The following is a 24532-nucleotide window of genomic DNA, read 5'->3' as shown; positions in this document are numbered from 1 at the left end:
GCCCTTCGGGGCATGTTTCAAGCCACGCTCAACGGGCTCCGCGCGAGGCGTCGCCCGAGGTGTTACTTGGCCTCGTCGGCCTTGGCCTCGTCGGCGTCGGCGTCCGCGTCGGCCTCGACAACCTCGGCGTTCGCCTCGGCGGCGGCCTCGTCCTCGTCCTCGTCGGACAGGTCGACGACCTCACCGTTGGTGTCGGTGACCTTGGCCTTCTCGACGACGACCGCGAGGGCCTTGCCGCGAGCGACCTCGCCGACCAGCATCGGAACCTGGCCACCCTCGACGACCGCCTGGGCGAACTGGTCGGGGGACATGCCGGAGGACTGCGCGCGGCGCATGAGGTGCTCGGTGAGCTCCTCCTGGGTCACGCCCAGCTTCTCCTTGTTGACCAGGGCGTCCAGCAGGAACTGGGTCTTGATGCCCTTGACGGCCTGCTCGCCGGTCTCGGCCTCGAACTCTTCGACCGTCTTGCCCTGGATCTCCAGGAACTTCTCGATGGTCAGACCCATCTGGCCGAGCTGGTGGTGCTCCAGGTTGTGCTTGCGGGTCTGGACCTCGTCCGCGAGCAGCTTCTCGGGAACGGGGATCTCCGCGAGCTCCAGGAACTTCTCCAGGACGCGCTCCTGGGCCTGGGTGGCCTGGTCGTACTGCTTCTGGTTCTCCAGACGGGTACGGCTGTCCGCCTTGAGCTCGTCGAGGGTGTCGAACTCGCTCGCCATCTGCGCGAACTCGTCGTCCAGCTCCGGCAGCTCACGGGCGGAGACCTTGGTGACCTTGACGGTGACCTCGGCGTCCTTGCCCTCGGCGGAGCCGCCCTTCAGCTGGGAGGTGAAGGTGGCCTCGCCACCGGCCTCCAGGCCCTTGACGGCCTCGTCGATGCCTTCGAGAAGCTCGCCCGAGCCGATGGTGTAGGAGACGTCCTGGGCGACGCCGTCCTCGAGGACCTCGCCGTCGACCTTGGCCTCAAGGTCGATGGTGACGACGTCGCCGTCCTCGGCCGCGCGCTCGACGTCCTTGGTGGACGCGAAGCGACCGCGCAGCTGCTCGACGGCCTTCTCGACCTCGTCGTCGGAGACGTCGATGGCGTCGACCTCGACCTCGATGCCCGCGTAGTCCGGGATCTCGATCTCGGGGCGGACGTCCACCTCGGCGGTGAAGGACAGCAGCTCGCCGTCCTTCAGCTCCTTGATGTCAACCTCGGGCTGGCCCAGCGGGTTCAGGTCGGCCTCGTTGACCGCCTCGGTGTAGAACTTCGGGAGGGCGTCGTTGACGGCCTCCTCCAGCACCGCACCGCGGCCGAAGCGCTGGTCGATGACGCGGGCCGGGATCTTGCCCTTGCGGAAGCCCTTCACCGTGACCTGCTGGTTGATCTTCTTGTAGGCCGCGTCGAGGCTGTCCTTGAGCTCCTCGAAGGGCACCTCAACAGTGAGCCGAACCCGAGTCGGGTTCAGGGTCTCCACGGCGCTCTTCACGGTTCGGTCTCCTTGTGGCTGACTGCTGGGGGTTCTGCCGTCACGCTGTGATTCAGCGGTTCAGCGGATTCGGCCCGGCATCAGACACACGGGCACGCAGCTTGCATAGTAACCGCAAGCGGCAATCAGCCCACAACGCGATCATCGTGCGGGTAAGGCTGGCTGGTCGGGGTGGCCGGATTCGAACCGACGACCTTCCGCTCCCAAAGCGGACGCGCTACCAAGCTGCGCCACACCCCGTCGGTGCGACACGTAGGGTACATGCCCGGAGACCCTCCGACGCGCGCGTTTGCCGCAGAGGCGTGCGCGCGCGTGGTCGCGGACCGACACCGGACACGACGCCGCCCCCGAAAGCGGTGTGCGATCCCCCGCCGCGACCCGCTAGGATGCTGTCCGTGCCGCGGTCCCCGGACCTGCGTCGCACGTCTTGCGGGTGTAGCTCAATGGTAGAGCCCTAGTCTTCCAAACTAGCTACGCGGGTTCGATTCCCGTCACCCGCTCTCAACAGCTCAGGGCCAGGTCAGAGGACATCTCCTCGACCTGGCCCTTCGCCGTTCCGGGGGCGAGACCAGCTCTCCGCATCCCCTGCGTGCCTCTTGCGGCCCTTCCGCGCGAGCCCCCTCAACGCGTCGGCGATCAGCCGGTCCCGACGGCGAGCGTGTTGCCCGTGTGCCGAAGGTCGTGGAAGTGAAGCCCCGTGATGAGGCCGGGACCCTCGCCTGACTACAGGCGGCGCTTCATCGCGAGGAACCGGGACGTTCGTTCGACTGGCCGCAGGCTGGCGTGGATACATGGACGAACCGCTGATCAAGGTGCAGAGCTCAGCCGGCGAGGCTCTCATCAAGGCGAACGCGGAAGGGCTTCGCATCCTCGCGGAGCGGCTGTTGGAGCTCGCCGGCCCTGGCGTCCGTAACAGGCATTCCCACTGCTGGCGTTCCCCGTCCCCGAGGAACGACGCCCGGCCAAAGTCGGTTCTGCGTCATGGGGTTCAGAGTTTGATGCCGGCGATCGTGTCCGCCAGGGAGTTGAGGAAGCGGTTGACGTCCGGGGCGATGGAGCTGGACGCCAGAAAGAAGCCGAAGAGGACCGCGATGATCGCGGGGCCGGCCTTGATGTGCTTGCCGCGGATCAGGATCACCAGGATGATCGCCAACAGAACCACCACTGACAGCGAAATGGCCACTACTGATCACACCTTCGGTCGTCCCCTGGTCGGCCTGGGGCCCATGCCCCCACATGCACCATCCTCCCACCAACCGGGCCTGACTATCCGTCCCGTGACGAATAGGCATGGTGACTTTGCCGTCAACGGGATGTGAGGGTCGCGTGTTTCGGGTGCGGCGCGGGGTCATGGGGTGGTGAGGCCGAGGAGCGCGCGCACGTGGGCGTACTTGGCGGACAGGCGGTCGCGGGTGGGGGCGTCGAGTATGGAGAGGCGTACCGGGTCGGCGTTGTGCGCCAGGTCGGCCTCCTTGACCACGAGGGCGCCCGGGGTGGCGAGGATGCGAGCCGTGTACCCCTCGACCGGTTCGCCCGGGATCTTGGTGAGGGCGAGGACCATGTCCTTGACCTGGGTGGGCAGGGCGGCCGATTCGAGCCACTCCGGGGTGAGGGCGTCGTCCTCGATCGCGTCGTGGAGCCAGGCCGCCGCCTGTTGTTCGGCGGTGCCTCCGCGCAGGCGGACGCCTTCGGCGACGGCCGCGAGGTGTTCGGCGTAGGGGCGGCCGGCCTTGTCGGTCTGGCCCTCGTGCGCCGCGCGGGCGAGGGCCTCGACCTCGATGAGGGTCAGGGCGCGATCCGTCATGTGAGCTTCCTTGCTGCCGTACGGAGAGCCTGGGCGGCTCGGCGTACGTCCGCCTGCGTGGTACGCCAATTGGAGAACGCGGCGCGCAGGGCGGGGGTTCCCGCGTAGACGGTGGGGGTGAGGAAGACCTCCGTGCCGACGGCTTCGCGCAGGGCCGTGAGGCGGGCCGCGGTGGGGGTCTCGGCGAGGGTGAGGCAGACGACGTTGAGGCGGACCGGGGCCAGGATGCGGAAGGCGGGGTCCTCGGCGAGTTCCGCGGCCAGGGAGCGGGCGCAGGCGATGTCGCGTTCGACGATCTCCCGGTGGCCCTCGCGTCCGTAGGCGTGGAGCGTGAACCAGGCGGCGAGGGCGCGCAGTCGGTGGGAGTTCTCCGGGGTGAGGTGGACGAGGTCGGGGTGTTCGCCGAGCGGTCCGAGGTAGGCGGCGGCGTTCTGGAAGACGCGGGCCTGGAGGTCGCGGCGGCGGGTGAACTGGACGGCGCTGTCGTAGGGGACGTTCAGCCACTTGTGCAGGTCGACGCAGACCGAGTCCGAGGCGTCGAGTCCGTCGACGAGGTGGGCGTGTTCCGGGGAGAGCGCGGCGAAGGCGCCGAAGGCGGCGTCGGTGTGCAGCCAGAAGTCGTGGCGTTCGCGCAGGGCGGCGACGGCGCGGAGGTCGTCGAAGTCGACGGTGTTGACGGTGCCGGCGTTGGCGACGACGACGGCCGGGCCGGGGGTGTCCGCGAGGGCCCGGTCGAGGGCTGCGGGGTCGGCGGCCTCCCGGCCGGGGAGGGTGGGGACGGGCACCAGGGCGTTGCGGCCGAGGCCGAGGACGGAGAGGGCCTTGGCGATGGAGGAGTGCGGGGCGCCGGAGAGGACGCGGACGGGGCCGAGCGCCGCCGCGCCGTCCTCGGAGACGGAGATCCCGCGCCGCTCGCCGAGCCATTCGCGGGCGATGGCGAGGCCGGTGGTGTTGGACATCGTGGCGCCGCTGAGGAAGGTGCCGGTGTGGGCGTCGGAGAGGCCGAAGAGGTCGCGGAGCCAGGAGACGGTCTCGCGTTCCAGGTCTTGACCGGCGCCGTCGAGGGCGGAGTTGGAGTTCTGGTCGTGGACGGCGGTCAGCCAGTCGCCGGCGAGGGCGGCGGGGGTGGCGCCGCCGGTGACGAAGCCGAGGTAGCGGGGGCCGGCGGAGGCCGACAGGAGGGGCGCCCAGCGGCGTTGGAAGGCGTCCAGGGCGGCGTCCGCGCCGGCGCCGTGGGCGGGGAGGGGCTCGGGGTGCGGGTCCGGTGTGGGGCGCGGGGGTACGACGGGACGCGCGTCCAGGCCGGCGAGGGCCTCGACGGCCGCCCGGCGGGTGGCGTCGAGGAGGTCCGGGAGGCGGGCGAGGTCGGCGGCGAGGGTGTGGTGCATGGGGGCACGGTAGGTCTTCGCGGGGCTCCGGGGGCGGGCCAATCGGGTGGGAGTGGCCCGCCCCCTGCGCCCCCGGGGTCGTGCCCCGCCCCCCGGAGCCCCCGGGGGCGGGGCGCTCCCCGAAGACCCGGCGTCAGGCCGTCCGCGACGGGCGGCGGGTGAGGAGGCGGCCGGGGAGGGCCGTGGCGGTGAGGCCCAGGAGCAGGGCGGACGCCGCGAAGGACGCGTAGACCAGGGGTGGGACGTACGGGCCCGTGCCGGTGACGGCCCGGGTCAGGGGGATCAGGGTGGCCAGCGCGATGGCGGAGCCGAGGGTGATGCCCGCGCCGGTGATCAGCAGGGCTTCCCAGCGGAGCATGCGCAGGACCTGCCGGCGGGTGGAGCCGACGAGGCGCAGCATCCGCAGTTCGCGGCGGCGGTCGAGGACGGTCATCACGAGGGTGTTGGCGGCGGCGACGGCCGCGAAGCCGCCGAGTACGGCCGCCATCGTGGTGTTGGCCCAGGCGTTGAGCGCGCGGTCGAGGTCCTGGGCGGCGGTCCACCGGGACGCGGCGATCGCCGGGCCGGCGTCGGCCGGTACGGGGCCGCGGACGAGGAGTTCGGTGGGCCGGCCCGCGGTGGTGTGTCCGGCGAGGTCCGCGGCGGGGAGGGTGACCTGCGCGAATCCGAGGCCTCGGGTGTAGACGGCGGTGATCTCGGGGCGGGTCGGGGTGCCGTCGGGGAGCCGCAGGTCGATGCGGTCGCCCACCGAGGCGTGCGCGGAGTCGGCGAGGGTGCGGTCGACGGCGACGGTGCCGGGGCGCAGGTGCGCGAGGGAGCCGGAGCGTACGCCGAGGTCCTGGACCGGGGTCGGGTCGCCGGAGACGCCCTGGGCGGTGGCGGACTGGAACCACCGGTCGGCGCCGGAGCCCGTCACGGCGAGGACGGAGGTGCGGGTGACCGCGATGCCGCCGTCGGTGGAGCGCGGGTCGGTGACGACGTGGTCGGCGAGCAGCCCGGCCTCCTGCTGTTGGCGGGTGGCCCGGTCCTGGCTGGTGTGCAGGAAGACGAGGGTCGAGGAGAAGGCCATGGCGAGCACGATCGGGGTGATCGCGGAGGCGAGTCGGCGGGCGTTGGTACGGGAGTTGGCGGCGGCCAGTCGGCCGGCGGGCCCGGTGGCGCGCAGCGGGAGGCCGAACACGGCCGCGCAGGCGCGGGCGACGAGCGGGCCGAGCAGGGCGACGGCGAGCATGAAGAGCATGACCACGCCGAGGGAGGCGTTGGCGGCGTCCTCGCCGGTGTTCCCGGCGGCCAGGCGCGCGCAGACGATCCCGCCGGCGAGGGCGGCGAGGCCGAGAGGGGTGCGGATCCAGCCGGGTCGCAGGCGTTCGACGGCGGCTGCGGCGAGGGCCTGTCCGGGCCGGATGCGGGCGGGTCGGCGGGCGGCGGCCCAGCCGGCGAGCAGGGCGGTGGCGAGGCCGATGCCGACGGCGCTGAGCAGGGGGATCCAGGAGACGGACAGTTCGACGGAGTCGGGGATGGCGCCCTTCTGCCGGAGTTGCCCGAACCACCAGGAGGCCAGGGCGATGCCGGGTACGCAGCCGAGCGCGCCGGCGGCGGGTGCGACGAGCAGGGCCTCGGTGGCGACGGTGCGTCGGATCTGGCGGGGGGTCGCGCCGATGGCCCGCAGCAGGGCGAACTCGCGGGATCGTTGGCCGACGGAGAGTGCGACGGTGCCGGCGGCGGTGAAGACGGCGACGAGGGTGGCGACGCCGCCGAAGGAGCCGCCGAGGCCGGACAGGAGCGCCTTGGCGCCCTCCAGTCGCGGGTCCATGACGCGGGCGGCGCCGGTGAGGACCTGGGCGCGGTTGCCGACGGCGGCCCGGACCGCCGGGGTGTCGGCGCGCGGGTCCGCGTCGAGGAGCACGATGGCGTCGAGCGCGTCGGGGTGCCCGGACAGGGTGCGGGCCTCGGTGTCGGAGAACCAGGCTCCGGGCCGGTCGGTGCGTCCGACGACGCGGAACTCGCGCTGTCCGGCGGGGGTGTCCAGGCGTACCCGGTCGGGGCCGGCGGCCGTGCCGAGGGCGACCTCTCCGGGGCGGGTCGGGGCCCGGCCGGCGGCGAGGTGTTCGCCGGTGAAGGCGGTGGAGCCCCAGCCGGACGCGTCGAGGGCGGCTCCGGCGGCGTCCCGTACGGGGAAGCTCACGTCGGGGACGGCCCGGCCGAGCGGGGTGAGCCGTTCCAGCAGGGCGGCGTCGACGCGGGCCCGTTCGGGGACGGCGGCGGTGACCTCGTAGGTGCCCTCGCCGGCCCCGGCCCGCATGCGGACCTGCTGGTCGGCGGCGACCACGACGGGGGCCTGGGCGTAGCGGGTGGGCGGGACGCTCGCCCGCAGTCCGCTCTCCAGCAGGATCCCGCAGGCGGACACGATGGCGACGGTCAGGAGGAGGGCGATGAAGGTGCCGGCGAACGCCGCGGGGCGAAACCGCAGCGCGGCGCGGGCCAGTCCGTTCGGGGTGGGCATCAGGCCGCCGCTCCCGCGAGTGCGGGGCGGGTGGTGAGGGTGCGCATCCGGGCGGCGATGGTGGTGGCGTCGGTGCGCGGCAGTCGGTCCGCGATGAGGCCGTCGGCGAGGAAGAGCACCTGGTCGGCGTGGGTGGCGGCGACGGGGTCGTGGGTGACCATGACGACGGTGGCGCCGAGGGAGTCGACGGCGGAGCGCAGCAGGTCGAGGACCTCGGCGGCGGTGGTGGTGTCGAGGGCGCCGGTGGGTTCGTCGGCGAAGATCACGTCGGGGCGGGTGACGAGGGCGCGGGCGATGGCCACGCGCTGCTGTTGGCCGCCGGAGAGTTCGGTGGGGCGTCGGTGTCCCTTGCCCTCCAGGCCGACGCGGGCGAGCAGTTCGGCGGCGTGGGCCCGGCCCTGGCGTGCGGTTCCGCCGCCGGCGAGGCGCATCGGGAGCAGGACGTTCTGTTCGACGGTGAGGGAGGGCAGCAGGTTGAAGGCCTGGAAGACGAAGCCGAGGCGGCTGCGGCGCAGTTCGGTCAGCTGGTTCTCGTTCATGCCGGTGATCTCGGTGCCGCCGAGACGGACGGAGCCCTCGGTGGGCAGGTCGAGGCCGGCGGCGCACTGGAGGAAGGTGGACTTGCCGGAGCCGGAGGGGCCCATGACGGCGGTGAAGCTGCCGCGCGGCAGGCTGAGGTCGATGCCGCGCAGGGCGTGCACGGCGCCGCCGCCGCGCCCGTAGCGGCGCCGTACGCCGCGCAGTTCGACGGCGGCCGGGGACGGGGTTCCGTACGCGGCGCCGGCCGGGGGCGGGGTTCCGAACCCGGCATCGGTCGGGGTTCCGTACGCGGCGTCCGCGGTGGGCGGGGTTCCGTGCTCGTGCGCCGGCTCCCGCTCTTCGCGCCGCCGCTTGTTCCGCAGGATCCCCATGGTGTGCCCGTCCGTCCGTGTCCGCCGATCAGGTCCTGATCGTGTTTGCGACGCTACGGATCACGTCGGGGTGTGGACCATGGCGGAACCAGGCGGGTCGGTGGTGGGGAAAACCCCACCACCGGCTCACATGGAGCGGCGGATGAGCAGCAGGGCGCGGTCGTCGTTGACGTCCTTGGCGACCTTCTCGATGAGGTGCCAGGCGGCGCCCTCCCAGCCGGCGGCGACGTAGCGGTCGGCTTCTCCGGTGAGGCGGTCGATGCCCTCGCTGATGTCGCGGTCGGCGGTCTCGACGAGGCCGTCGGTGAAGAGCATCAGGACGTCGCCGCGCCGCAGGTTGCCGCGGGCGGGCTCGAACTCGGCCCCGTCGTAGACGCCGAGGAGCGGGCCCTCGCCGGAGACCTCCCGCCAGCGGCCGGTGCCGGCGGAGAGTTGGAGGGCGGGGAGGTGGCCGGCGGAGAGCAGTTCGTAGTCGCCGCTCTCCAGGTCCAGGACGAGGTGGATGGAGGTGGCGAAGCCCTCTTCCCAGTCCTGGCGCAGGAGGTAGCCGTTGGCGGCGGGGAGGAAGCCGTGGGGCGGGAGGGCGCCGAGCAGGCCGCCGAACGCGCCGGACAGCAGCAGGGCGCGGGAGCCGGCCTCCATGCCCTTGCCGGAGACGTCGGTCAGGACGATCTCCAGGGTGCGGCCGCCGTTGGTGCGGGCGGCGACGACGAAGTCGCCGGAGAAGGACTGGCCGCCGGCGGGGCGCAGGGCCATCTCGCGGTGCCAGCCGGGTGGCAGGGAGGGCAGTTTGCTCTGGACCCGGATCCGTTCGCGCAGGTCGAAGAGCATGGTGCCGCCGCGCCGCCAGGGCACCCCGACGCGGCTGCGGAACTGGGCGATGACCAGCCCGAAGAACCCGCAGGCGGCGACGACGAGCACGGTGCCCGGGGTGACCCGGGCGGGGCCTTGGGTGTACGGGCCGAGGACCAGGGCCTCGACGATCAGGGCGGCCGCGGAGGCGGCGTAGAGCGCGAGCAGGCTGGCGGGTCTCAGCAGCAGGCCGCCCGCCACGATGGGCAGGACCAGCGCGGCCGGCGAAAACCAGACGGGCATCATCAGCGTGCCGCACGCGATGGCGGGAATGGTCAGGAGCAGGCCGCCGAAGGCGAGCCAGTCCGAGCCGTCGCCGCGGAAGTAGTCGACCGCCGATTTGCGCAGGGTGGTGCGGGCCCGGTGCCACAGCATGCGTGTCCGGGCCATGAGCGTCTCCACACGTGCTCCGGCCATTGCATCGGGACCCTATCCATCCTGGCTGTGCGTGCGCAGGGGTACCCCCGGACCTGAGGTCCATCGCCGGTCGAAATCATTTCGACTGGGACGGAATGCCCTGGTAAGGATGGCCATATGGCTCTTGAGACGCGCGTATTGAAGGCTGATGAGTGGGATGCCTGGTACGACCACTTGGAACTGGCGTTCGGTGGTGTGCCCGAATCTCCGGCGGAGCGGGAACTGTACAAGTCCCTGACGGAGCCCGAGCGTTCGCTCGGCGTCTGGGACGGCGAGACCTGCGTGGGTTCGGCGGGCGCCTTCAGCTTCCGGCTTTCCGTCCCCGGCGGCTCGGTGGTGCCGGCGGCGGGCGTGACCATGGTGGGGGTGGCGCCGACGCACCGTCGGCGCGGGGTGCTGACGTCGATGATGCGCCGCCAATTGGACGACATCCGGGCGGGTGGTGAGGCGCTCGCCGTGCTGACGGCCTCGGAACCGGCGATCTACGGGCGCTTCGGCTACGGCACCGGTGCGTACGGCCTGGCCGTCCACATCGACACGGTCCGGGTGCGGCTCGCCGTGCCGCCGGGCACGGACGAGGTCGTGCTGGGGCTCGTGGACCCGGAGAAGGCGCTGCCCGACTGCGAGCGGGTGTACGCCGAGCTGGTCCCCCGGCGGCCCGGGATGCCGGCCCGGCAGCCGGGCTGGGAGCGGCAGGCGCTGCTGGACCCGGAGAGCATGCGGGGCGGGGCGTCCCCGCTCAAGTGCGTGGTGGCGCGGCGGCCGGACGGGGAGGTGCTCGGGTACGCCCGCTATCGGGTGAAGCCCGACTGGGAGCTGACCGGCGCCGAGGGCCGGGTCGATCTGGCCGACCTGGACGCGCTGGATCCGGCGGCCACGGCCGCGCTGTGGCGCTACCTCTTCGAGATCGACCTGACCTCCTCCGTACGGGCGACCAAGCGGCCGGTGGACGATCCGGTCCTGCACCTGGTCAGCGATGTCCGGCGGTCCCGGCCGTTCCCGCGCGACGCGCTGCACGTGCGGCTCGTGGACGTCAGTGCGGCGCTGGAGGCGCGGGCGTACGGGGCGCCGCTGGACGTGGTCCTGGAGGTGGAGGACGCGTTCTGCCCGTGGAACGAGGGGCGGTGGCGGCTGACCGTCGACGGGAAGGGCGGTGCGTCCTGCGTGCGGACGGCCGAGCCGGCCGAGCTGGAGCTGTCCGTCCGGGAACTCGGGTCCGCCTATCTGGGCGGGATCACCCTCGTCTCGCTGGCCGCCGCCGGGCGGGTCCGCGAGCTGCGCCCGGGGGCCCTGGCCGAGGCCTCGCGCGCGTTCCGGGGCGATGTGGCCCCCTGGCTGCCGCACGGGTTCTAGCGGGGCACGGGCGGCGGTCGCACGGGTTCCGGCGCCTCATGGGTTCCGGGGCCGGGCTCCGGGGCCCCACGGCCTCGGGCGGTCGTGGCCGGGCGCTAGCGCGTCTGGCAGTCGGGGCACCAGAAGAGGTTGCGGGCGGCGAGATCGGCGGTGCGGATCTCGCCCCCGCAGATGTGGCAGGGCATGTTCGCCCTCCGGTAGACGTACACCTCGCCGCCGTGGTCGTCCACCCTGGGCGGGCGTCCCATGGCCTCGGGCAGGTGTTCGTCGCGGACGGTGTCGATCCGGTTGTTCCGTACGCCCTCGCGCATCAGCAGGACCAGGTCGGCCCAGATCGCGTCCCATTCGCGGCGGGTGAGATCCCGGCCGAGGCGGTACGGGTCGATGCCGTGCCGGAAGAGGACCTCCGCGCGGTAGACGTTGCCGACGCCCGCGATCACCTTCTGGTCCATGAGGAGGGCCGCGACCGTGGTGCGGGAGCGGGAGATCCGCGCCCAGGCCCGGTCCGGGTCGTCATCCGGGCGCAGCGGGTCGGGGCCGAGCCGGTCGTGTATCGCCTTCTTCTCGCCGTCGCCGATCAGCGCGCAGGCGGTGGGGCCGCGCAGGTCTGCCCAGTGGTCGGCGTTCAGCAGGCGCAGCCGCACGGTGTCCGCGGCGGGCGGGGCCGGGGCGGGGCCGAAGCCGAGCTTGCCGAAGAGGCCGAGGTGGATGTGGATCCAGGCGTCCCCGAGTTCCAGGAAGAGGTGCTTGCCGTGCGCCTCGGCGCTCTCCAGCTCACGACCGTCGAGCAGTGCGGCGCTCTCGGCGAACCGGCCCTGCGGGCTGCTGACCCGGACCGGGCGGGCGGCGAACCGCTCGGTGTGGTCCTGGGCGAGGCGGTGGATCGTATGCCCCTCGGGCACGACGCTGCTCCTTGAGACACGACGACGGGACGGCACCACGGCGGGGTGGCACGACGGGACGGCCCGCACGACGACAGGGACGGCCGGGCCGCGCCGCAGACGCCGAGCGGCCGGACGGCGGCACGGAACCGCCGCGCCACCGGGGCTTTCCGGCGGCACGGCGGAGGGGTGTCAGGCCTGCGGGTGGTGGGCCGGGATCGGGGGCAGCTCGCCGGTCACCTCGTAGGCGGAGAGCATGTCGATGCGGCGGGTGTGGCGCTCCTCGCCGGAGTACGGGGTCGCCAGGAAGGCCTCGATGAAGCCGACGGCCTCGTCCTGCGTGTGCATCCGACCGCCGACGGAGATCACGTTGGCGTTGTTGTGCTCACGGCCGAGCTTGGCGGTCTCCACGCTCCAGGCGAGGATCGCGCGGACGCCCTTGACCTTGTTCGCTGCGATCTGCTCGCCGTTGCCGGAGCCGCCGATCACGATGCCGAGGCTCTCGCCGTCCGCGGCGGTCCGCTCCGCGGCCCGCAGGCAGAAGGGCGGGTAGTCGTCCACCGCGTCGTAGATGTGGGGCCCGCAGTCGACGGGCTCGTGGCCGTTGTTCTTGAGCCAGTCCACCAGGTGGTTCTTGAGCTCAAAGCCGGCATGGTCGGATCCGAGGTACACGCGCATGGGTCGAGTGTGGCACGAGCCGGACCCGGGGCCCGCAGCGGGTGTCGCGTAAATCACTTCTCAACCTCAAATAAACCCAAAGAACCCAGACAGGACGGGTCGGGACCTTCGTCCCGGACCTTGTGCCCAGGGCAACCATCGGAAGAAACTCTTCCGTATTGGAGGTAACTCAGGTTTGAATGCCGGGGCTCGCAACCCGAGAACCTAAGGAATCGTCCATGAGCTCCACGACGACCCTTCAGAAGGCAGGCGACCCCTCCGGCACCCCCGGCGACGCCAAGCCCTCCGACGGTCTGAAGGCCGGTCTCAAGAACCGCCACCTGTCCATGATCGCCATTGGCGGCGTCATCGGCGCCGGTCTTTTCGTCGGCTCCGGCGGCGGCATCGCCAAGGCCGGTCCCGCCATCCTCGTCTCGTACGCACTCGTCGGCGCCATGGTCGTCTTCGTGATGCGGATGCTCGGCGAGATGGCCGCCGCCAGCCCGAACTCGGGCTCGTTCTCCGCGTACGCCGACCGCGCGCTCGGTCGCTGGGCCGGCTTCTCCATCGGCTGGCTGTACTGGTTCTTCTGGGTCGTCGTGCTGGCCGTGGAGGCCACCGCCGGCGCGGTGATCCTCGAAGGCTGGGTCCCGGCCGTCCCGCAGTGGGCCTGGGCTCTGATCGTGATGGCGGTCCTGACCGTCACCAACCTCGGCTCGGTCGCCTCGTACGGCGAGTTCGAGTTCTGGTTCGCCGGCATCAAGGTCGTCGCCATCGGCGCGTTCGTGATCATCGGCATGCTGGCCGTCTTCGGCGTGCTGCCGGGCTCGGACAACCCCGGCGCCGGTTTCGCGCACCTCACCGACGCGGGCGGATTCATGCCCAACGGTTGGGGCTCGATCCTCACCGGTGTGCTGATGGTCGTCTTCTCCTTCATGGGCAGCGAGATCGTCACGCTGGCCGCCGGCGAGTCCGAGGACCCGCGCCGCGCGGTCACCAAGGCCACCAACTCGGTGATCTGGCGCATCGGCATCTTCTACCTGGGCTCGATCTTCATCGTCCTGACCCTGCTGCCGTGGAACGACAAGTCGATCGTCGACAAGGGCTCCTACGTGGCCGCCCTGGACTCCATCGGCATCGCCCACGCCGGCCAGATCATGAACGTGATCGTGCTGACCGCCGTGCTGTCCTGCCTGAACTCGGGCCTGTACACCGCCTCCCGCATGGCGTTCTCGCTGGGCGAGCGCGGTGACGCCCCGAAGGCCTTCGCCAAGGTCAACAAGCGGGGCGTCCCGACGGCCGCGATCCTGGGCTCCGTGGTGTTCGGCTTCGTCGCCGTCTACTTCAACTACGCCTTCAAGGACACGGTCTTCACCTTCCTGCTGAACTCCTCGGGTGCCATCGCCCTCTTCGTGTGGCTGGTCATCTGCCTGACCCAGCTGCGCATGCGCAAGATCCTGGAGCGCGAGGCGCCGGAGAAGCTCGCCGTCAAGATGTGGCTCTTCCCGTACCTCACCTGGGCCACCGCCGGCATGATCACCTTCGTCCTGGCCTACATGGTCTACGACAAGGACAACCGCCAGGTCGTCCTGCTCTCCCTGCTGGTGGCGGCCGTGGTGCTGGCCATCGGCGTGGTGCGCGACATGCGCCGCAAGGCCGCCGCGCGCGTCTGAGCGATCGATCGCCCGTGAACGACAGCAGCCCCCGGACCGCCGCTCGCGGTCCGGGGGCTGCGTCGTGGTCGACGCGTACGGGATCAGCCGCGGCGGCCGGCCAGCTTCCAGGCGGCCGGCAGGGCGCCCATGGCCAGCGCGGCCTTGAGGGCGTCGCCGAGCAGGAACGGGGTCAGGCCCGCCGCGACGGCCGCGCCGAAGGACATCCCGGTGGACAGCGCCAGGTAGGGCACGCCGACGGCGTAGATGAGCGCGGATCCGAGCACCATCGTGCCCGCCGTGCGCGCGACAGAGCGGTCGGCGCCGCGCCGCGCGAGGGCGCCGACGACGGTGGCGGCGAGCAGCATGCCGAGCACGTAGCCGAAGGAGGCGCCGCCGGCGCCGGAGGTGCCGCCCGCGAACCACGGCACGCCCGCCATGCCCGCGAGCGCGTACAGGGCCAGCGCGAGGAAGCCGCGCCGGGCACCGAACGCGGTGCCGACCAGCAGGGCCGCGAAGGTCTGGCCGGTGACCGGGACCGGGGAGCCGGGGACGGGCACGGCGATCTGCGCGGCGATGCCGGTGAGCGCGGCGCCGCCGACGACGAGCGCGATGTCACGGACGCGGCTCGCGGGCAGCAGGTCGGCGAGGACGGCGCCGGGCCGGAAGGAGACGGAAGCGGTGCTCATCGGGAGGCTCCGGGGGTGGTGGTGACGGGACGATCACCGACGTTAGTCCGGCGCAGGGCTCCGCCCCACCGCCGGCCGGGACAAAGCCGTACTCCCCGGTTTGGTGGGGAGTACACAAAGAGCCCGGGCCACACCCCAGTTGAAGTGATCCGCATCACGAGCAACTACAGCTCGCACGTCCGTTTTGCGCGGATGGACGGCCTCCAGCGAGACTGTAGGTTCCCTCCAACCAGTCGCGGAGCCCCCACCGCCGCCAGGCCGAACGAGAGTACGAGCACTCCTCATGCGCGACCTCCTGCCCGACCCGCCCGCCACCACGGGTGAGCTCCCCTCCGAACCCCTCAGCCACAGCCTGAAGCAGCGCCACCTGACCATGCTGGGCCTCGGCGGCGTCATCGGCGCCGGGCTCTTCGTCGGCTCCGGCGCCGGCATCGGCATCGCCGGTCCCGCGATCATCTGCTCGTACCTGCTCGCGGGCGTCCTCGCGATGCTCGTGATGCGGATGCTCGGCGAGATGTCGGCCGCGATGCCCGCCTCCGGTTCGTTCTCCGTGTACGCGGAGAAGGCCCTCGGGCGTTGGGCCGGCTTCTCCGCCGGCTGGCTGTACTGGTTCCTGCTGGTCGTGGTGCTCGCCGTGGAGGCCACCGGCGCCGCGAAGATCGCCAACGGCTGGGTGCCGTCGGTCGACCAGTGGATCTGGGTCCTGATCTTCATGGTGGTCTTCACCGTGAGCAACCTGGCCGCCGTGAAGAACTTCGGCGAGTTCGAGTTCTGGTTCGCCGCGCTGAAGGTCGGCGCGATCGTCCTCTTCCTGATCCTGGGCACCCTCGCCATCCTCGGGCTGCTGCCCGACACGGACCCGATCGGCGCGGCCAACCTGACCGGCCACGGCGGCTTCTTCCCCGAGGGGATGGGCGGTGTGGTAGCCGGCATGCTCGCCGTGGTCTTCGCCTTCGGCGGCCTGGAGGTCGTCACCATCGCGGCGGCCGAGTCCGACGACCCGGCCCGCTCGGTCGCCCGCGCGGTGCGCAGCGCGGTGTGGCGCATCCTCTTCTTCTACGTCGGCTCGATGGTGGTCATCGTGACCCTGCTGCCGTGGGACTCGCTGGAGCCGGGGCAGAGCCCGTACGTGGCCGTCCTGGACTCGATCGGCATCCCGGCGGCCGGTCAGATCATGAACATCGTGGTCTTCGTGGCGCTGCTCTCGGCCCTCAACGCCAACCTGTACGGGTCCTCGCGGATGGTGTTCTCGCTGGCCGAGCGGGGCGAGGCGCCCAAGGGGCTGCTGCGGGTCTCGGGCGGCGGGGTGCCGCGGCGGGCGGTGTTCGCCTCGGTGGCGTTCGGGTTCGTCTCGGTGGTGCTGAACCTGCTGTGGCCCGACACGGTCTTCCTCTACATGCTCAACGCGGTCGGCGCGGTGCTGCTGTTCGTGTGGGCGCTGATCGCGGTCTCGCAGTTGCGGCTGCGGCGCGTGCTGGAGCGGGAGATGCCGGAGCGGCTGACGCTGCGGATGTGGCTGTTCCCGTACCTGACGTGGGCGGCGCTGGTCGGGATGGCCGTGGTGCTGGTCCTGATGCTGTTCGACGACTCGGCGCGGCCGCAGTTGCTGTGGTCGACGGGCGCGGCCGCCGCGGTGCTGGTCGTGGCGGGGGTGCGGGAGCTGCGGGCCCGGCGGGCCTGACGCCCCTCCTCGCCGTACGCGGAACAGGCCCGGGACCGGTGTCCCGGGCCTGTTCCGTCTCCGCGCGGGGGTGATCACGTCCCGTGAGGCGAATGTCCGCATGATGGACGTCGGATGTCCGCTTATCGGACGATCGGCAGACTGGACGCCCTCCCGTCCCCGCACCGGACAAGGCACCACCCCCATGAGTCAGAGCACCCTGAACCCGTCCGACCGGCAGCCGCCGCCGACCGAACCGGGGTCCTCCCCCCTCGGCAACGGCCTCAAGCAGCGCCACCTCTCGATGATCGCCCTCGGCGGGGTCATCGGCGCCGGGCTCTTCGTGGGCTCCGGGGCCGGCATCGCGGCTGCGGGCCCGTCGATCGTGATCGCGTACGCCGCCTCCGGGATCCTCGTGATGTTCGTGATGCGGATGCTCGGCGAGATGTCCGCCGCCAACCCCGCCTCCGGCTCCTTCTCCGTGCACGCCGACCGCGCCATCGGCCCGTGGGCGGGCTTCACGGCCGGCTGGATGTTCTGGACCCTGCTGTGCGTGGGCGTGGCCATCGAGGCGATCGGCGCGGCGCACATCATGACGGGCTGGTTCCCGGGCACCCCCTCGTGGATGTGGGTGCTGGTGTTCATGGCGCTCTTCTGCGGGGCCAACCTGGCGGCGGTCTCCCACTTCGGCGAGTTCGAGTTCTGGTTCGCCGCCCTCAAGATCGGCGCGATCGCGCTGTTCCTGGGCCTGGGCGTGCTCGCCGTCCTGGGTCTGTTGCCCGGGACCTCCTCCCCCGGCTCCGCGAACCTGCTCCACGACGGCGGCTTCCTGCCCAACGGCACGGACGGCCTGCTGGTCGGCCTGCTCGCCTCGGTCGTCGCGTACGGCGGCCTGGAGACGGTGACCATCGCGGCGGCCGAGTCGGACAACCCCGTCAAGGGCGTCGCCCGGGCCGTGAAGACCACCATGTGGCGGATCGCGATCGTCTACGTCGGCTCGATGCTGGTCATCGTCACCCTGCTGCCGTGGAACGACCCGGCGGTGGCCGAGGACGGCCCGTACGCCGCGACCCTGGACCACCTGGGCATCCCCGCGGCCGGCGAGATCATGAACGTGGTCATCCTGATCGCGCTGCTCTCCGCGATGAACGCCAACATCTACGGCTCCTCGCGCATGGCCTACTCGCTGGTCGCCCGGGGGCAGGGCCCCAAGGCGCTCGGCAAGGCCTCCGGCGGCGTGCCGCGGCGCGCGGTGCTCGCCTCCTCGGGCTTCGGCTTCGTCACCGTGCTGCTGTCCTACTGGTACCCGGACACACTGTTCGCCTGGCTGCTCAACATGGTCGGCGGCGTGATCCTGGTCGTCTGGGGCTTCATCGCCGTCTCCCAGTTCGTGCTGCGCCGCCGGCTGGAGCGGGAGGCCCCCGAGCGGCTGGTCGTGCGGATGTGGGGCTTCCCGTACCTGACCTGGGTGGCACTGGCCGGGGTCGTCGGCGTGCTGGCGCTGATGGTCCGCGGTGACGACACCCGGGTCCAGGTCCTCTTCACCGGTGGACTGACCGTCGCACTCGCGGTCACCGGATACGTGATGCAGCGTCGGGCCGGGTCGCGCGCGACGGCCTGACCCTGCGCCACTTTCCCGCCCCACCACTCCTCCACCGCCGTTCCACCCCTGCTCCACCCCTGGTCGAAGGCCGGGTTCATGCGATCGCATGGGCCCGGCTTTCGGCGTTCCGACGGGCTTGACAAGAGAGGCAACCCTTACTCGTCGCCAGGAATAGATACTGCTAGCGTGCAGTTGCGCATTGATTGCAATAACTGTCGCACCATGAGCGGTTGGCACGCTGAGGGGACCGGATACACGCATGGCCATCTACACGCTTCCTGAGCTTCCGTACGACTACGCGGCGCTGGAGCCGGTGATCAATCCGCAGATCATCGAGCTGCACCACGACAAGCACCACGCGGCCTACGTCACCGGGGCCAACAACACGCTGGAGCAGCTGGCGGAGGCGCGCGACAAGGAGAACTGGGGCGCGCTGAACGGGCTGGAGAAGAACCTCGCGTTCCACCTCTCCGGCCACATCCTGCACAGCATCTACTGGCACAACATGGCCAGCCCGAAGACCGGCGAGGGCGGCGGCGAGCCGACCGCGGCCGACGGTCTGGGCGACCTCACCGACGCGATCACCGAGTCGTTCGGCTCCTTCGCGAAGTTCAAGAAGCAGCTGACCTTCGCCGCTTCCGCCACGCAGGGCTCCGGCTGGGGCGTGCTGGCGTACGAGCCCATCAGCGGCTGGCTGATCGTGGAGCAGGTCTACGACCACCAGGGCAACGTCGGCCAGGCCTCCGTGCCGGTCCTCGTGTTCGACGCCTGGGAGCACGCCTTCTACCTTCAGTACAAGAACCAGAAGGTGGACTTCATCGAGGCCATGTGGAACGTCGTCAACTGGCAGGACGTCTCCAAGCGCTACGCCGACGCCAAGGCCAACACACCGCTGCTGATCCCCGCCAAGGGCTGATCGGCGCCACCGTCCCGTCCGCCTCGTGATCGTCTTCTCAACCTTCGCGTGCGGGCGTGTCCAACGGAAAGCCCCCGCGAGGACGTGACTCGCGGGGGCTTTCTGTGGGCTCGGGCCGGCGGACCGGCCGGGTACCGCTCTCGGGACTACTCGAAGGACGGGCCCTTGTCGCGGGTCCGCTTGATCTCGAAGAAGCCCGGCGTGGAGGCGACGAGCAGGGTGCCGTCCCACAGGCGGGCGGCGTCCTCGCCGCGCGGGGCGGGCGTGACGACCGGACCGAAGAAGGCGACGTCCTTGCCGTTGTCGCCGGGCACGGAGATCACCGGGGTGCCGACCTCCTGGCCGACCCGGTTGATGCCCTCGTTGTGCGAGGCGCGCAGGGCCTCGTCGTACTCGTCGGAGGTTCCGTACGCGGCCAGCTCCACCGGGAGACCGACCTCGGCCAGCGCTTCGGCGATCACCTCGGGGGTGTTGCCGCGGCCCTCGTTGTGGATGCGGGTGCCGAGCGCCGTGTAGAGCTTGCCGGTCAGCTCGGAGCCGTGCTTCTGCTGCGCCGCTATGACCACGCGGACCGGGATCCAGGCCTCGGGGCCGAGGAGCTTGCGGTAGGACTCGGGCAGCTCGTCCAGCTTGTTCTCGTTGAGCACGCCGAGGCTCATCACGTGCCAGCGGACCTCGACGTCGCGCACCTTCTCGACTTCGAGCATCCAGCGGGACGTCATCCAGGCCCAAGGGCAGAGCGGGTCGAACCAGAAATCGACCGGGGTCTTCTCGCGCACCTGCGTGTCGGGCATGTCTCTCCTCAAGTCACATAAGGCGTCTCTGGTCGTGTTCCCCCTCGCCAACCAGCCCGGGGCCCCCCGCATTCCCCCCGTGCGAGGATTCGACGGAAGACGACGATCACGCACGAAGGAGTGCACGTGCCCGGAGAGAATCTGTCCCGTGACGAGGCCCGCGAACGGGCCGCACTGTTGTCCGTCGACGGGTACGAGGTGGTCCTGGACCTGCGGTCGGCGGTGGACGAGGCCGAGCCGGCCGAGGGCCCCCGGACCTTCCGCTCGGTGACGACGATCCGCTTCCGGGCCGCCGCCGGCGCCACCACGTTCGCGGACCTGATCGCCCCCTCGGTGAACGCCGTGACCCTGAACGGGACCGCGCTGGACACCGCCGCCGTCTTCGACGGCTCCCGGATCGCCCTGGAGGCGCTGACCGCCGAGAACGTCCTGGTCGTGGACGCGAACTGCGCCTACAGCCGGACCGGCGAGGGCATGCACCGCTTCGTCGACCCCGAGGACGGCGAGGTCTACCTGTACACCCAGTACGAGCCGGCGGACGCCCGGCGGGTGTACGCGAACTTCGAACAGCCCGACCTGAAGGCCCCGTACCGCTTCGAGGTGACCGCGCCCGAGGGCTGGCAGGTGTGGAGCAACGGCGTCGAGGAGTCCCGCGAGGGGCTGACCCGCCGGTTCGCCGAGACCGCGCCGATCTCCACGTACATCACCTGCGTGGTGGCCGGTCCGTACCACTACGTGACGGACACCTACACGCGCGGGGACCTGACGATCCCGCTCGGCGCGATGTGCCGCAAGGGCCTCGCGAAGCACTTCGACGCGGACGACGTCTTCCTGGTCACCAAGCAGGGCTTCGACCTGTTCCACGAGCTGTTCGACTACCCGTACCCCTTCGGGAAGTACGACCAGGCCTTCGTGCCCGAGTACAACCTCGGCGCGATGGAGAACCCGGGGATGGTGACCTTCCGGGAGGAGTACATCTTCCGCGGGAAGGTCACGCAGGCCTCGTACGAGCGCCGCGCGAACGTCATCCTGCACGAGATGGCGCACATGTGGTTCGGCGACCTCGTCACGATGAAGTGGTGGGACGACCTGTGGCTCAAGGAGTCCTTCGCGGACTTCATGGGCTCCTTCGCACTCGTCGAGGCCACCCGCTTCGACCAGGCGTGGGTCACCTTCGCCAACAACCGCAAGGCGTGGGCCTACCGGGCCGACCAGCTGCCGTCCACGCACCCGATCACGGCCGACATCCGTGACCTGGAGGACGCGAAGCTGAACTTCGACGGGATCACCTACGCCAAGGGCGCGGCGGTCCTCAAGCAGCTCGTGGCGTACGTGGGCCGGGAGGCGTTCCTGGAGGGCGCGCGGCGCTACTTCAAGGCGAACGCGTACGGGAACACCACCCTGGACGACCTGCTGTCGGTGCTCGGCGAGGTCTCCGGGCGGGACATGGCCGAATGGTCGCGGGCCTGGCTCCAGACGGCCGGCGTGAACGCGCTGACGCCGGTGGTGACCCACGACGCGGGCGGCCGGATCACCGAACTCGCGGTGGTGCAGGAGGGCGACGAGCTCAGGCCGCACCGGGTCGCGGTGGGCCTGTACCGGATCGAGGACGGCGCCCTGGTGCGCTTCGCGCGCGCCGAGACGGACGTGGCGGGCGCGCGGACGGCCGTGGCCGAACTCGCCGGGCAGGAGCGGCCCGACCTGGTGCTGGTCAACGACGAGGACCTCACCTACTGCAAGATCCGCTTCGACGAGCGCTCGCTGTCCACGCTGCGCTCGCACCTGGGCAGCCTGACCGACCCGCTGGCGCGGGCCCTGTGCTGGTCGGCGCTGTGGAACCTGACCCGCGACGGGCTGATGCCCGCCCGGGACTTCGTGTCCCTGGTCCTGGCGCACGCGGGGCGCGAGACGGACGTCGGCGTGCTCCAGCAGTTGCACGCGCAGGCCCTGTCGGCGGTCTCCCACTACGCGGCGGCGGACTGGCGCGAGCAGGGCGGCCGGGTCCTGTCGGCCGTCGCGCTCCAGGAGCTGCGGATGGCCGAGCCGGGCTCGGAGTCCCAGTTGACGTGGGCCCGGTTCTTCGCGGCGGGCGCGGCGACCGAGGGCGACTTCCAGTTGCTGCTGGGGCTGATGGACGGTTCGGCGCGGATCGACGGGCTGGACGTGGACCAGGAGCTGCGCTGGGACTTCCTGCTGCCGCTGGCGGCGCACGGGGCGGTGGACGAGGCGGCCCTGACCGCGGAACTCGCCCGCGACGACACGGCGTCGGGCAAGCGGCACCAGGTCCGTTGCCTGGCGGCGCGGCCGTCGGCCGCGGTCAAGGACCAGGCGTGGGCCGCGGTCGTGGAATCGGACGCGTTGTCGAACGCGTTGGTCGAGGCGACCATCTCCGGTTCCCAGCAGTCCTCGCAGCGGGGGCTGTTGGCCCCGTACGTGGGTCGCTACTTCGAGGTCATCGAGCGGGTGTGGGCCGACCGGTCGATCCAGATCGGCATGCACGTGGTGAAGGGGATGTACCCGTCCCTCCAGGACTCGCAGAGCACGGTCGACGCCACCGACGCGTGGCTGGCCGCACACGAGTCGGCCCCGCCGGCGCTGCGCCGACTGGTGCTGGAGTCCCGCGACGACCTGGCCCGGGCCCTGCGCGCCCAGGCCTGCGACGCGGCGGCGACGGCCTAGCCTCCGACGCCCCGGAGCCCGCGCCCGTCTCGTACGCGAGGCGGGCGCGGGCCGGTCGGGGGGCCGGTCGGCGGGCGCGGGCCGGCGGGCCGGGTCCGTGCAGGTGAACGGCCTCGGACGAACGGCGCTATCGGCAGTCGAACGCCCGTACTTTAGTGCGGTGTTGTCCCGATTTGTCGACGAGACTGTAACAAGGGTTAGCGGGCCCCCGCCATGCGGGAATCTCCGGCACATGAACCACAACACGCCCCTCCCCCTCGCCCACCTCACCGGCAGCCGCCCCCGCGTGCTCACCCTCGCGCAGCTCCGCGAGCACGGCGTCAGCGCCTCCGACGCCGCCGGGCGACCCTGGCGGCAGATCCTGCCCGGGGTGTTCCTGCTCCACTCCGGCATCGCGACCAGCGAGGAGCGGCTGCACGCGGCGCTGCTGTACGCGAGCCGGCGCGGATCCGGCGAGGCCATGATCACCGGGATGGCGGCCCTGGCGCTGTACCGGTTCACCTCCGCTCCCCCGCTCGCCGGACTCCCGCACATCGACGTGCTCGTGCCCGGCACCCGCCGGCTGCGCTCCACCGGCGACGTGCGGATCCTGCGCTCCCACACCCCGCCCCGGTCGCAGGAGGTGGCCGGCATCCCCCTGGCCCCCGTCGCCCGGGCCGTCGCCGACGCCGTCGCCCGGATCTCCGACGCCGGGGTCGTGCGCCGCCTGCTGAGCGAGGCGGTGCGCGGCGGGCACTGCGAACCGGCCGCCGTCGTCCGGGAGCTGACCGTGGCCCGGCTGCTGAACCGTCCCCACGTCGTCGACGCCGTCGAGTCCCTGCTCGCCGAGGGCCGGGCCATCGCCGAGGACCGGCTGTACCAGCTCGTCCGGAGCCACGACCTCCCCGAGCCCGTCTGGAACGTGGACCTGCGCCTGCCCGGCGGCCCGCACCTCGGCGGGGTCGACGCGTACTGGCCCGAGCAGGCCGTCGCCATCGAGATCGACACCCGCGCCCCGCGCCAGGACGAGGACGAGGAGTGGTCGGAGTGCGTCCGCAAGCGCGAGACGCTGGAGCGGCTCGGGGTGACCGTCCTGCACCTCACCCCCCGCAAACTCCGCGACTGGCCCGAGCAGCAGGCCTCGGTGGTACGGACGGCGCTGACGGCGTCGGGCGACCGCGAACCCGCGGCCTACCTGGTCGTCCTCCCCCGGTGAGCCCCGAGCGCCCGAGCGCCCGCGCCCCGGACGGCGGCCGGTCCCGGGCCTGCGATCGATCCCGGGACGGCGACCGCGCCCCGGACGCGGAACCGCCGGCCGGGCCGACCGGTCACGTACTCTCGCAGGGTTGGCGAGGGGCGGCGGAAGACGAGGGCATGACGACACGGACCGGCGCGGACCCGCGCCCGCTGACCGGGGAACCGGTCTCCCTCGACCTGCTGAACACCCGCTGGATCCAGGACGGGGAACCCGCGGACCTCTTCGCGGGCGCCGCCGGACTGTCCCGGGTCGAAGGGCTCGCGGTCTGGCTGGAGAGCGTCGGCCTGGCCGACCGTTTCCGGGCCGACGCCGCGACCCTCGTCCACCTGCTGACCGCCCGCGAGGCCCTGGCACGGGCCGTCGCGGATCCGGCCGACGCGAGCGCGCGGGCCCTGCTCGACGCCGTGTTGGAGCACGGCCGGATCCGGATCACCTTCACCGCCGAAGGCGCGGGCGAGCGCGCCGAGTTCGCCGATCCGACCTGGGGTCCGGCCTGGATCGCGGTCCGCGGCCACCTGGAGCTCCTGGGCACCGCCCCGGACCGGATCCGCGTGTGCGCCTCGCCGACGTGCGGGCTGCGCTTCCACGACGTGTCGCGCGACGGCACCCGACGGTGGTGCTCGACGGCGTGCGGCGACCAGGTCGAAGGCCCGCGACACAACGCGCGCACGCGCGAGCGCTGAACGCTCGAAAGTTGTCACACCTGTTCCACGGCTGAAGTCCGTCGTGATGCCGACATGCGACCGGTAAGTCGATAAATCCACTCTCCGACCCCCGCGAGTCGCCCCGCTATGCCCCGGTCCGGGCCTCCTGGCGGGTTCCCCGCGCCGGCGGGAGTCCGCCATGTCAGGTCTCGGTCAATGACAACACTCCCCAAACAGCTGTCACTTGCGCAAAGCTGACCGGTCATCCGGCACCGAAATCCGGACCGTATCTTTCACTTAGTGGTCTGCGTCGTAAATCCTTCGGGGGTTGACGTCGGGCTTGGCGTGCGCTTGCCCGTGTCAGGTGTCGAGACCGGTGAGGTGGAGGTGGCAGGCGGTGTCGAGTGCGTCCTCGGGGGTGCC

Annotated in this window: 19 protein-coding genes, 2 tRNA genes and 1 pseudogene; 10 read left to right on the top strand and 12 right to left on the bottom strand. The window is 71.7% G+C overall.

Annotated features, from left to right (window positions below; all coding sequences use genetic code 11):
• Positions 1-62 precede the first annotated feature (62 nt).
• Both tig and OTB19_RS15465 read right to left on the bottom strand, forming a co-directional pair.
• The gene (gene tig / locus OTB19_RS15470) at positions 63-1469 is read right to left on the bottom strand and encodes a trigger factor (protein WP_267798783.1); all 1407 of its coding nucleotides are present in this window, start codon (positions 1467-1469) and stop codon (positions 63-65) included.
• A 163-nt stretch (positions 1470-1632) separates the two neighbouring features.
• Positions 1633-1709, bottom strand: a tRNA-Pro gene (locus OTB19_RS15465).
• A gap of 189 nt (positions 1710-1898) precedes the next feature.
• Here OTB19_RS15465 and OTB19_RS15460 point away from each other — a divergent pair.
• A tRNA-Gly gene (locus OTB19_RS15460) sits at positions 1899-1969 on the top strand.
• A 291-nt stretch (positions 1970-2260) separates the two neighbouring features.
• Positions 2261-2383: pseudogene (locus OTB19_RS43635) on the top strand (hypothetical protein); the annotation flags it as partial.
• Between the two features lie 74 nt (positions 2384-2457).
• Here the strand turns inward: OTB19_RS43635 and OTB19_RS15455 are convergent.
• The 6 genes from OTB19_RS15455 to OTB19_RS15430 form a co-directional block, all read right to left on the bottom strand.
• Complete coding sequence (locus OTB19_RS15455; protein ID WP_053674919.1) at positions 2458-2652, bottom strand: hypothetical protein; 195 nt, start codon at positions 2650-2652, stop codon at positions 2458-2460.
• 165 nt (positions 2653-2817) lie between these two features.
• Positions 2818-3273: an HD domain-containing protein gene (locus OTB19_RS15450; RefSeq protein ID WP_267798782.1), complete on the bottom strand. Its 456-nt coding sequence runs from the start codon at positions 3271-3273 to the stop codon at positions 2818-2820.
• Positions 3270-4661, bottom strand: a complete 1392-nt coding sequence (locus tag OTB19_RS15445) for a pyridoxal phosphate-dependent decarboxylase family protein (RefSeq protein WP_267798781.1) — start codon at positions 4659-4661, stop codon at positions 3270-3272. The genes OTB19_RS15450 and OTB19_RS15445 overlap by 4 nt, the downstream gene beginning before the upstream one ends.
• Before the next feature lie 133 nt (positions 4662-4794).
• Positions 4795-7164: an ABC transporter permease gene (locus tag OTB19_RS15440; protein ID WP_267798779.1), complete on the bottom strand. Its 2370-nt coding sequence runs from the start codon at positions 7162-7164 to the stop codon at positions 4795-4797.
• Positions 7164-8075 carry an ABC transporter ATP-binding protein gene (locus OTB19_RS15435; RefSeq protein WP_267798777.1) on the bottom strand — a complete coding sequence of 304 codons (912 nt, stop codon included), beginning with the start codon at positions 8073-8075 and terminating at the stop codon, positions 7164-7166. The genes OTB19_RS15440 and OTB19_RS15435 overlap by 1 nt, the downstream gene beginning before the upstream one ends.
• A 126-nt stretch (positions 8076-8201) precedes the next feature.
• Positions 8202-9317 carry a PP2C family protein-serine/threonine phosphatase gene (locus OTB19_RS15430; RefSeq protein ID WP_385642367.1) on the bottom strand — a complete coding sequence of 372 codons (1116 nt, stop codon included), beginning with the start codon at positions 9315-9317 and terminating at the stop codon, positions 8202-8204.
• Between the two features lie 144 nt (positions 9318-9461).
• Here OTB19_RS15430 and OTB19_RS15425 point away from each other — a divergent pair, with 144 nt between their 5' ends.
• Entirely contained in the window at positions 9462-10697 is a 1236-nt protein-coding gene (locus tag OTB19_RS15425) for a GNAT family N-acetyltransferase (protein WP_267798775.1), read from the top strand.
• A 95-nt stretch (positions 10698-10792) separates the two neighbouring features.
• Here the strand turns inward: OTB19_RS15425 and OTB19_RS15420 are convergent, their stop codons facing one another.
• Both OTB19_RS15420 and OTB19_RS15415 read right to left on the bottom strand, forming a co-directional pair.
• Positions 10793-11599 (bottom strand): Fpg/Nei family DNA glycosylase, encoded by an 807-nt coding sequence (locus OTB19_RS15420; protein ID WP_267798774.1) that lies wholly within the window; start codon positions 11597-11599, stop codon positions 10793-10795.
• 171 nt (positions 11600-11770) lie between these two features.
• A complete protein-coding gene (locus tag OTB19_RS15415; RefSeq protein WP_267798773.1) occupies positions 11771-12256 on the bottom strand; it encodes a ribose-5-phosphate isomerase in 486 nt (161 codons plus the stop codon).
• Positions 12257-12474: 218 nt separating this feature from the next.
• On the opposite strand from OTB19_RS15415, the gene OTB19_RS15410 reads away from it, so the two are divergent.
• Positions 12475-13908 (top strand): amino acid permease, encoded by a 1434-nt coding sequence (locus OTB19_RS15410; RefSeq protein ID WP_267798772.1) that lies wholly within the window; start codon positions 12475-12477, stop codon positions 13906-13908.
• Positions 13909-13991: 83 nt separating this feature from the next.
• Here the strand turns inward: OTB19_RS15410 and OTB19_RS15405 are convergent, their stop codons facing one another.
• Positions 13992-14576, bottom strand: a complete 585-nt coding sequence (locus OTB19_RS15405; RefSeq protein WP_267798770.1) for a biotin transporter BioY — start codon at positions 14574-14576, stop codon at positions 13992-13994.
• Positions 14577-14859: 283 nt separating this feature from the next.
• Between OTB19_RS15405 and OTB19_RS15400 the strand changes: the two genes are divergently transcribed.
• The 3 genes from OTB19_RS15400 (at position 14860) to OTB19_RS15390 (ending at position 18755) form a co-directional block, all read left to right on the top strand.
• Positions 14860-16257, top strand: a complete 1398-nt coding sequence (locus OTB19_RS15400; protein ID WP_267798768.1) for an amino acid permease — start codon at positions 14860-14862, stop codon at positions 16255-16257.
• Positions 16258-16441: 184 nt separating this feature from the next.
• Positions 16442-17857, top strand: coding sequence for an amino acid permease (locus OTB19_RS15395; RefSeq protein ID WP_267798767.1), 1416 nt, complete (start codon positions 16442-16444; stop codon positions 17855-17857).
• A gap of 241 nt (positions 17858-18098) precedes the next feature.
• Positions 18099-18755, top strand: coding sequence for a superoxide dismutase (locus tag OTB19_RS15390; protein ID WP_267798766.1), 657 nt, complete (start codon positions 18099-18101; stop codon positions 18753-18755).
• A gap of 146 nt (positions 18756-18901) precedes the next feature.
• Here the strand turns inward: OTB19_RS15390 and OTB19_RS15385 are convergent, their stop codons facing one another.
• Positions 18902-19549, bottom strand: coding sequence for a DsbA family protein (locus tag OTB19_RS15385; protein WP_267798765.1), 648 nt, complete (start codon positions 19547-19549; stop codon positions 18902-18904).
• 126 nt (positions 19550-19675) lie between these two features.
• On the opposite strand from OTB19_RS15385, the gene pepN reads away from it, so the two are divergent.
• The 3 genes from pepN to OTB19_RS15370 all read left to right on the top strand — a co-directional run bounded on the left by pepN (position 19676) and on the right by OTB19_RS15370 (position 24148).
• A complete protein-coding gene (gene pepN / locus OTB19_RS15380) occupies positions 19676-22228 on the top strand; it encodes an aminopeptidase N (RefSeq protein WP_267798764.1) in 2553 nt (850 codons plus the stop codon).
• Between the two features lie 232 nt (positions 22229-22460).
• Positions 22461-23423 (top strand): hypothetical protein, encoded by a 963-nt coding sequence (locus tag OTB19_RS15375; RefSeq protein ID WP_267798763.1) that lies wholly within the window; start codon positions 22461-22463, stop codon positions 23421-23423.
• Positions 23424-23581: 158 nt separating this feature from the next.
• Positions 23582-24148 (top strand): CGNR zinc finger domain-containing protein, encoded by a 567-nt coding sequence (locus OTB19_RS15370; protein WP_267798762.1) that lies wholly within the window; start codon positions 23582-23584, stop codon positions 24146-24148.
• Positions 24149-24532: the final 384 nt, after the last annotated feature.

This window comes from Streptomyces sp. H27-H5, assembly GCF_026627505.1.
Taxonomy (GTDB): Bacteria; Actinomycetota; Actinomycetes; order Streptomycetales; family Streptomycetaceae; genus Streptomyces.
Note: the sequence above shows the minus strand (reverse complement) of the source record. Positions and strands in the feature narration are given on the sequence as shown.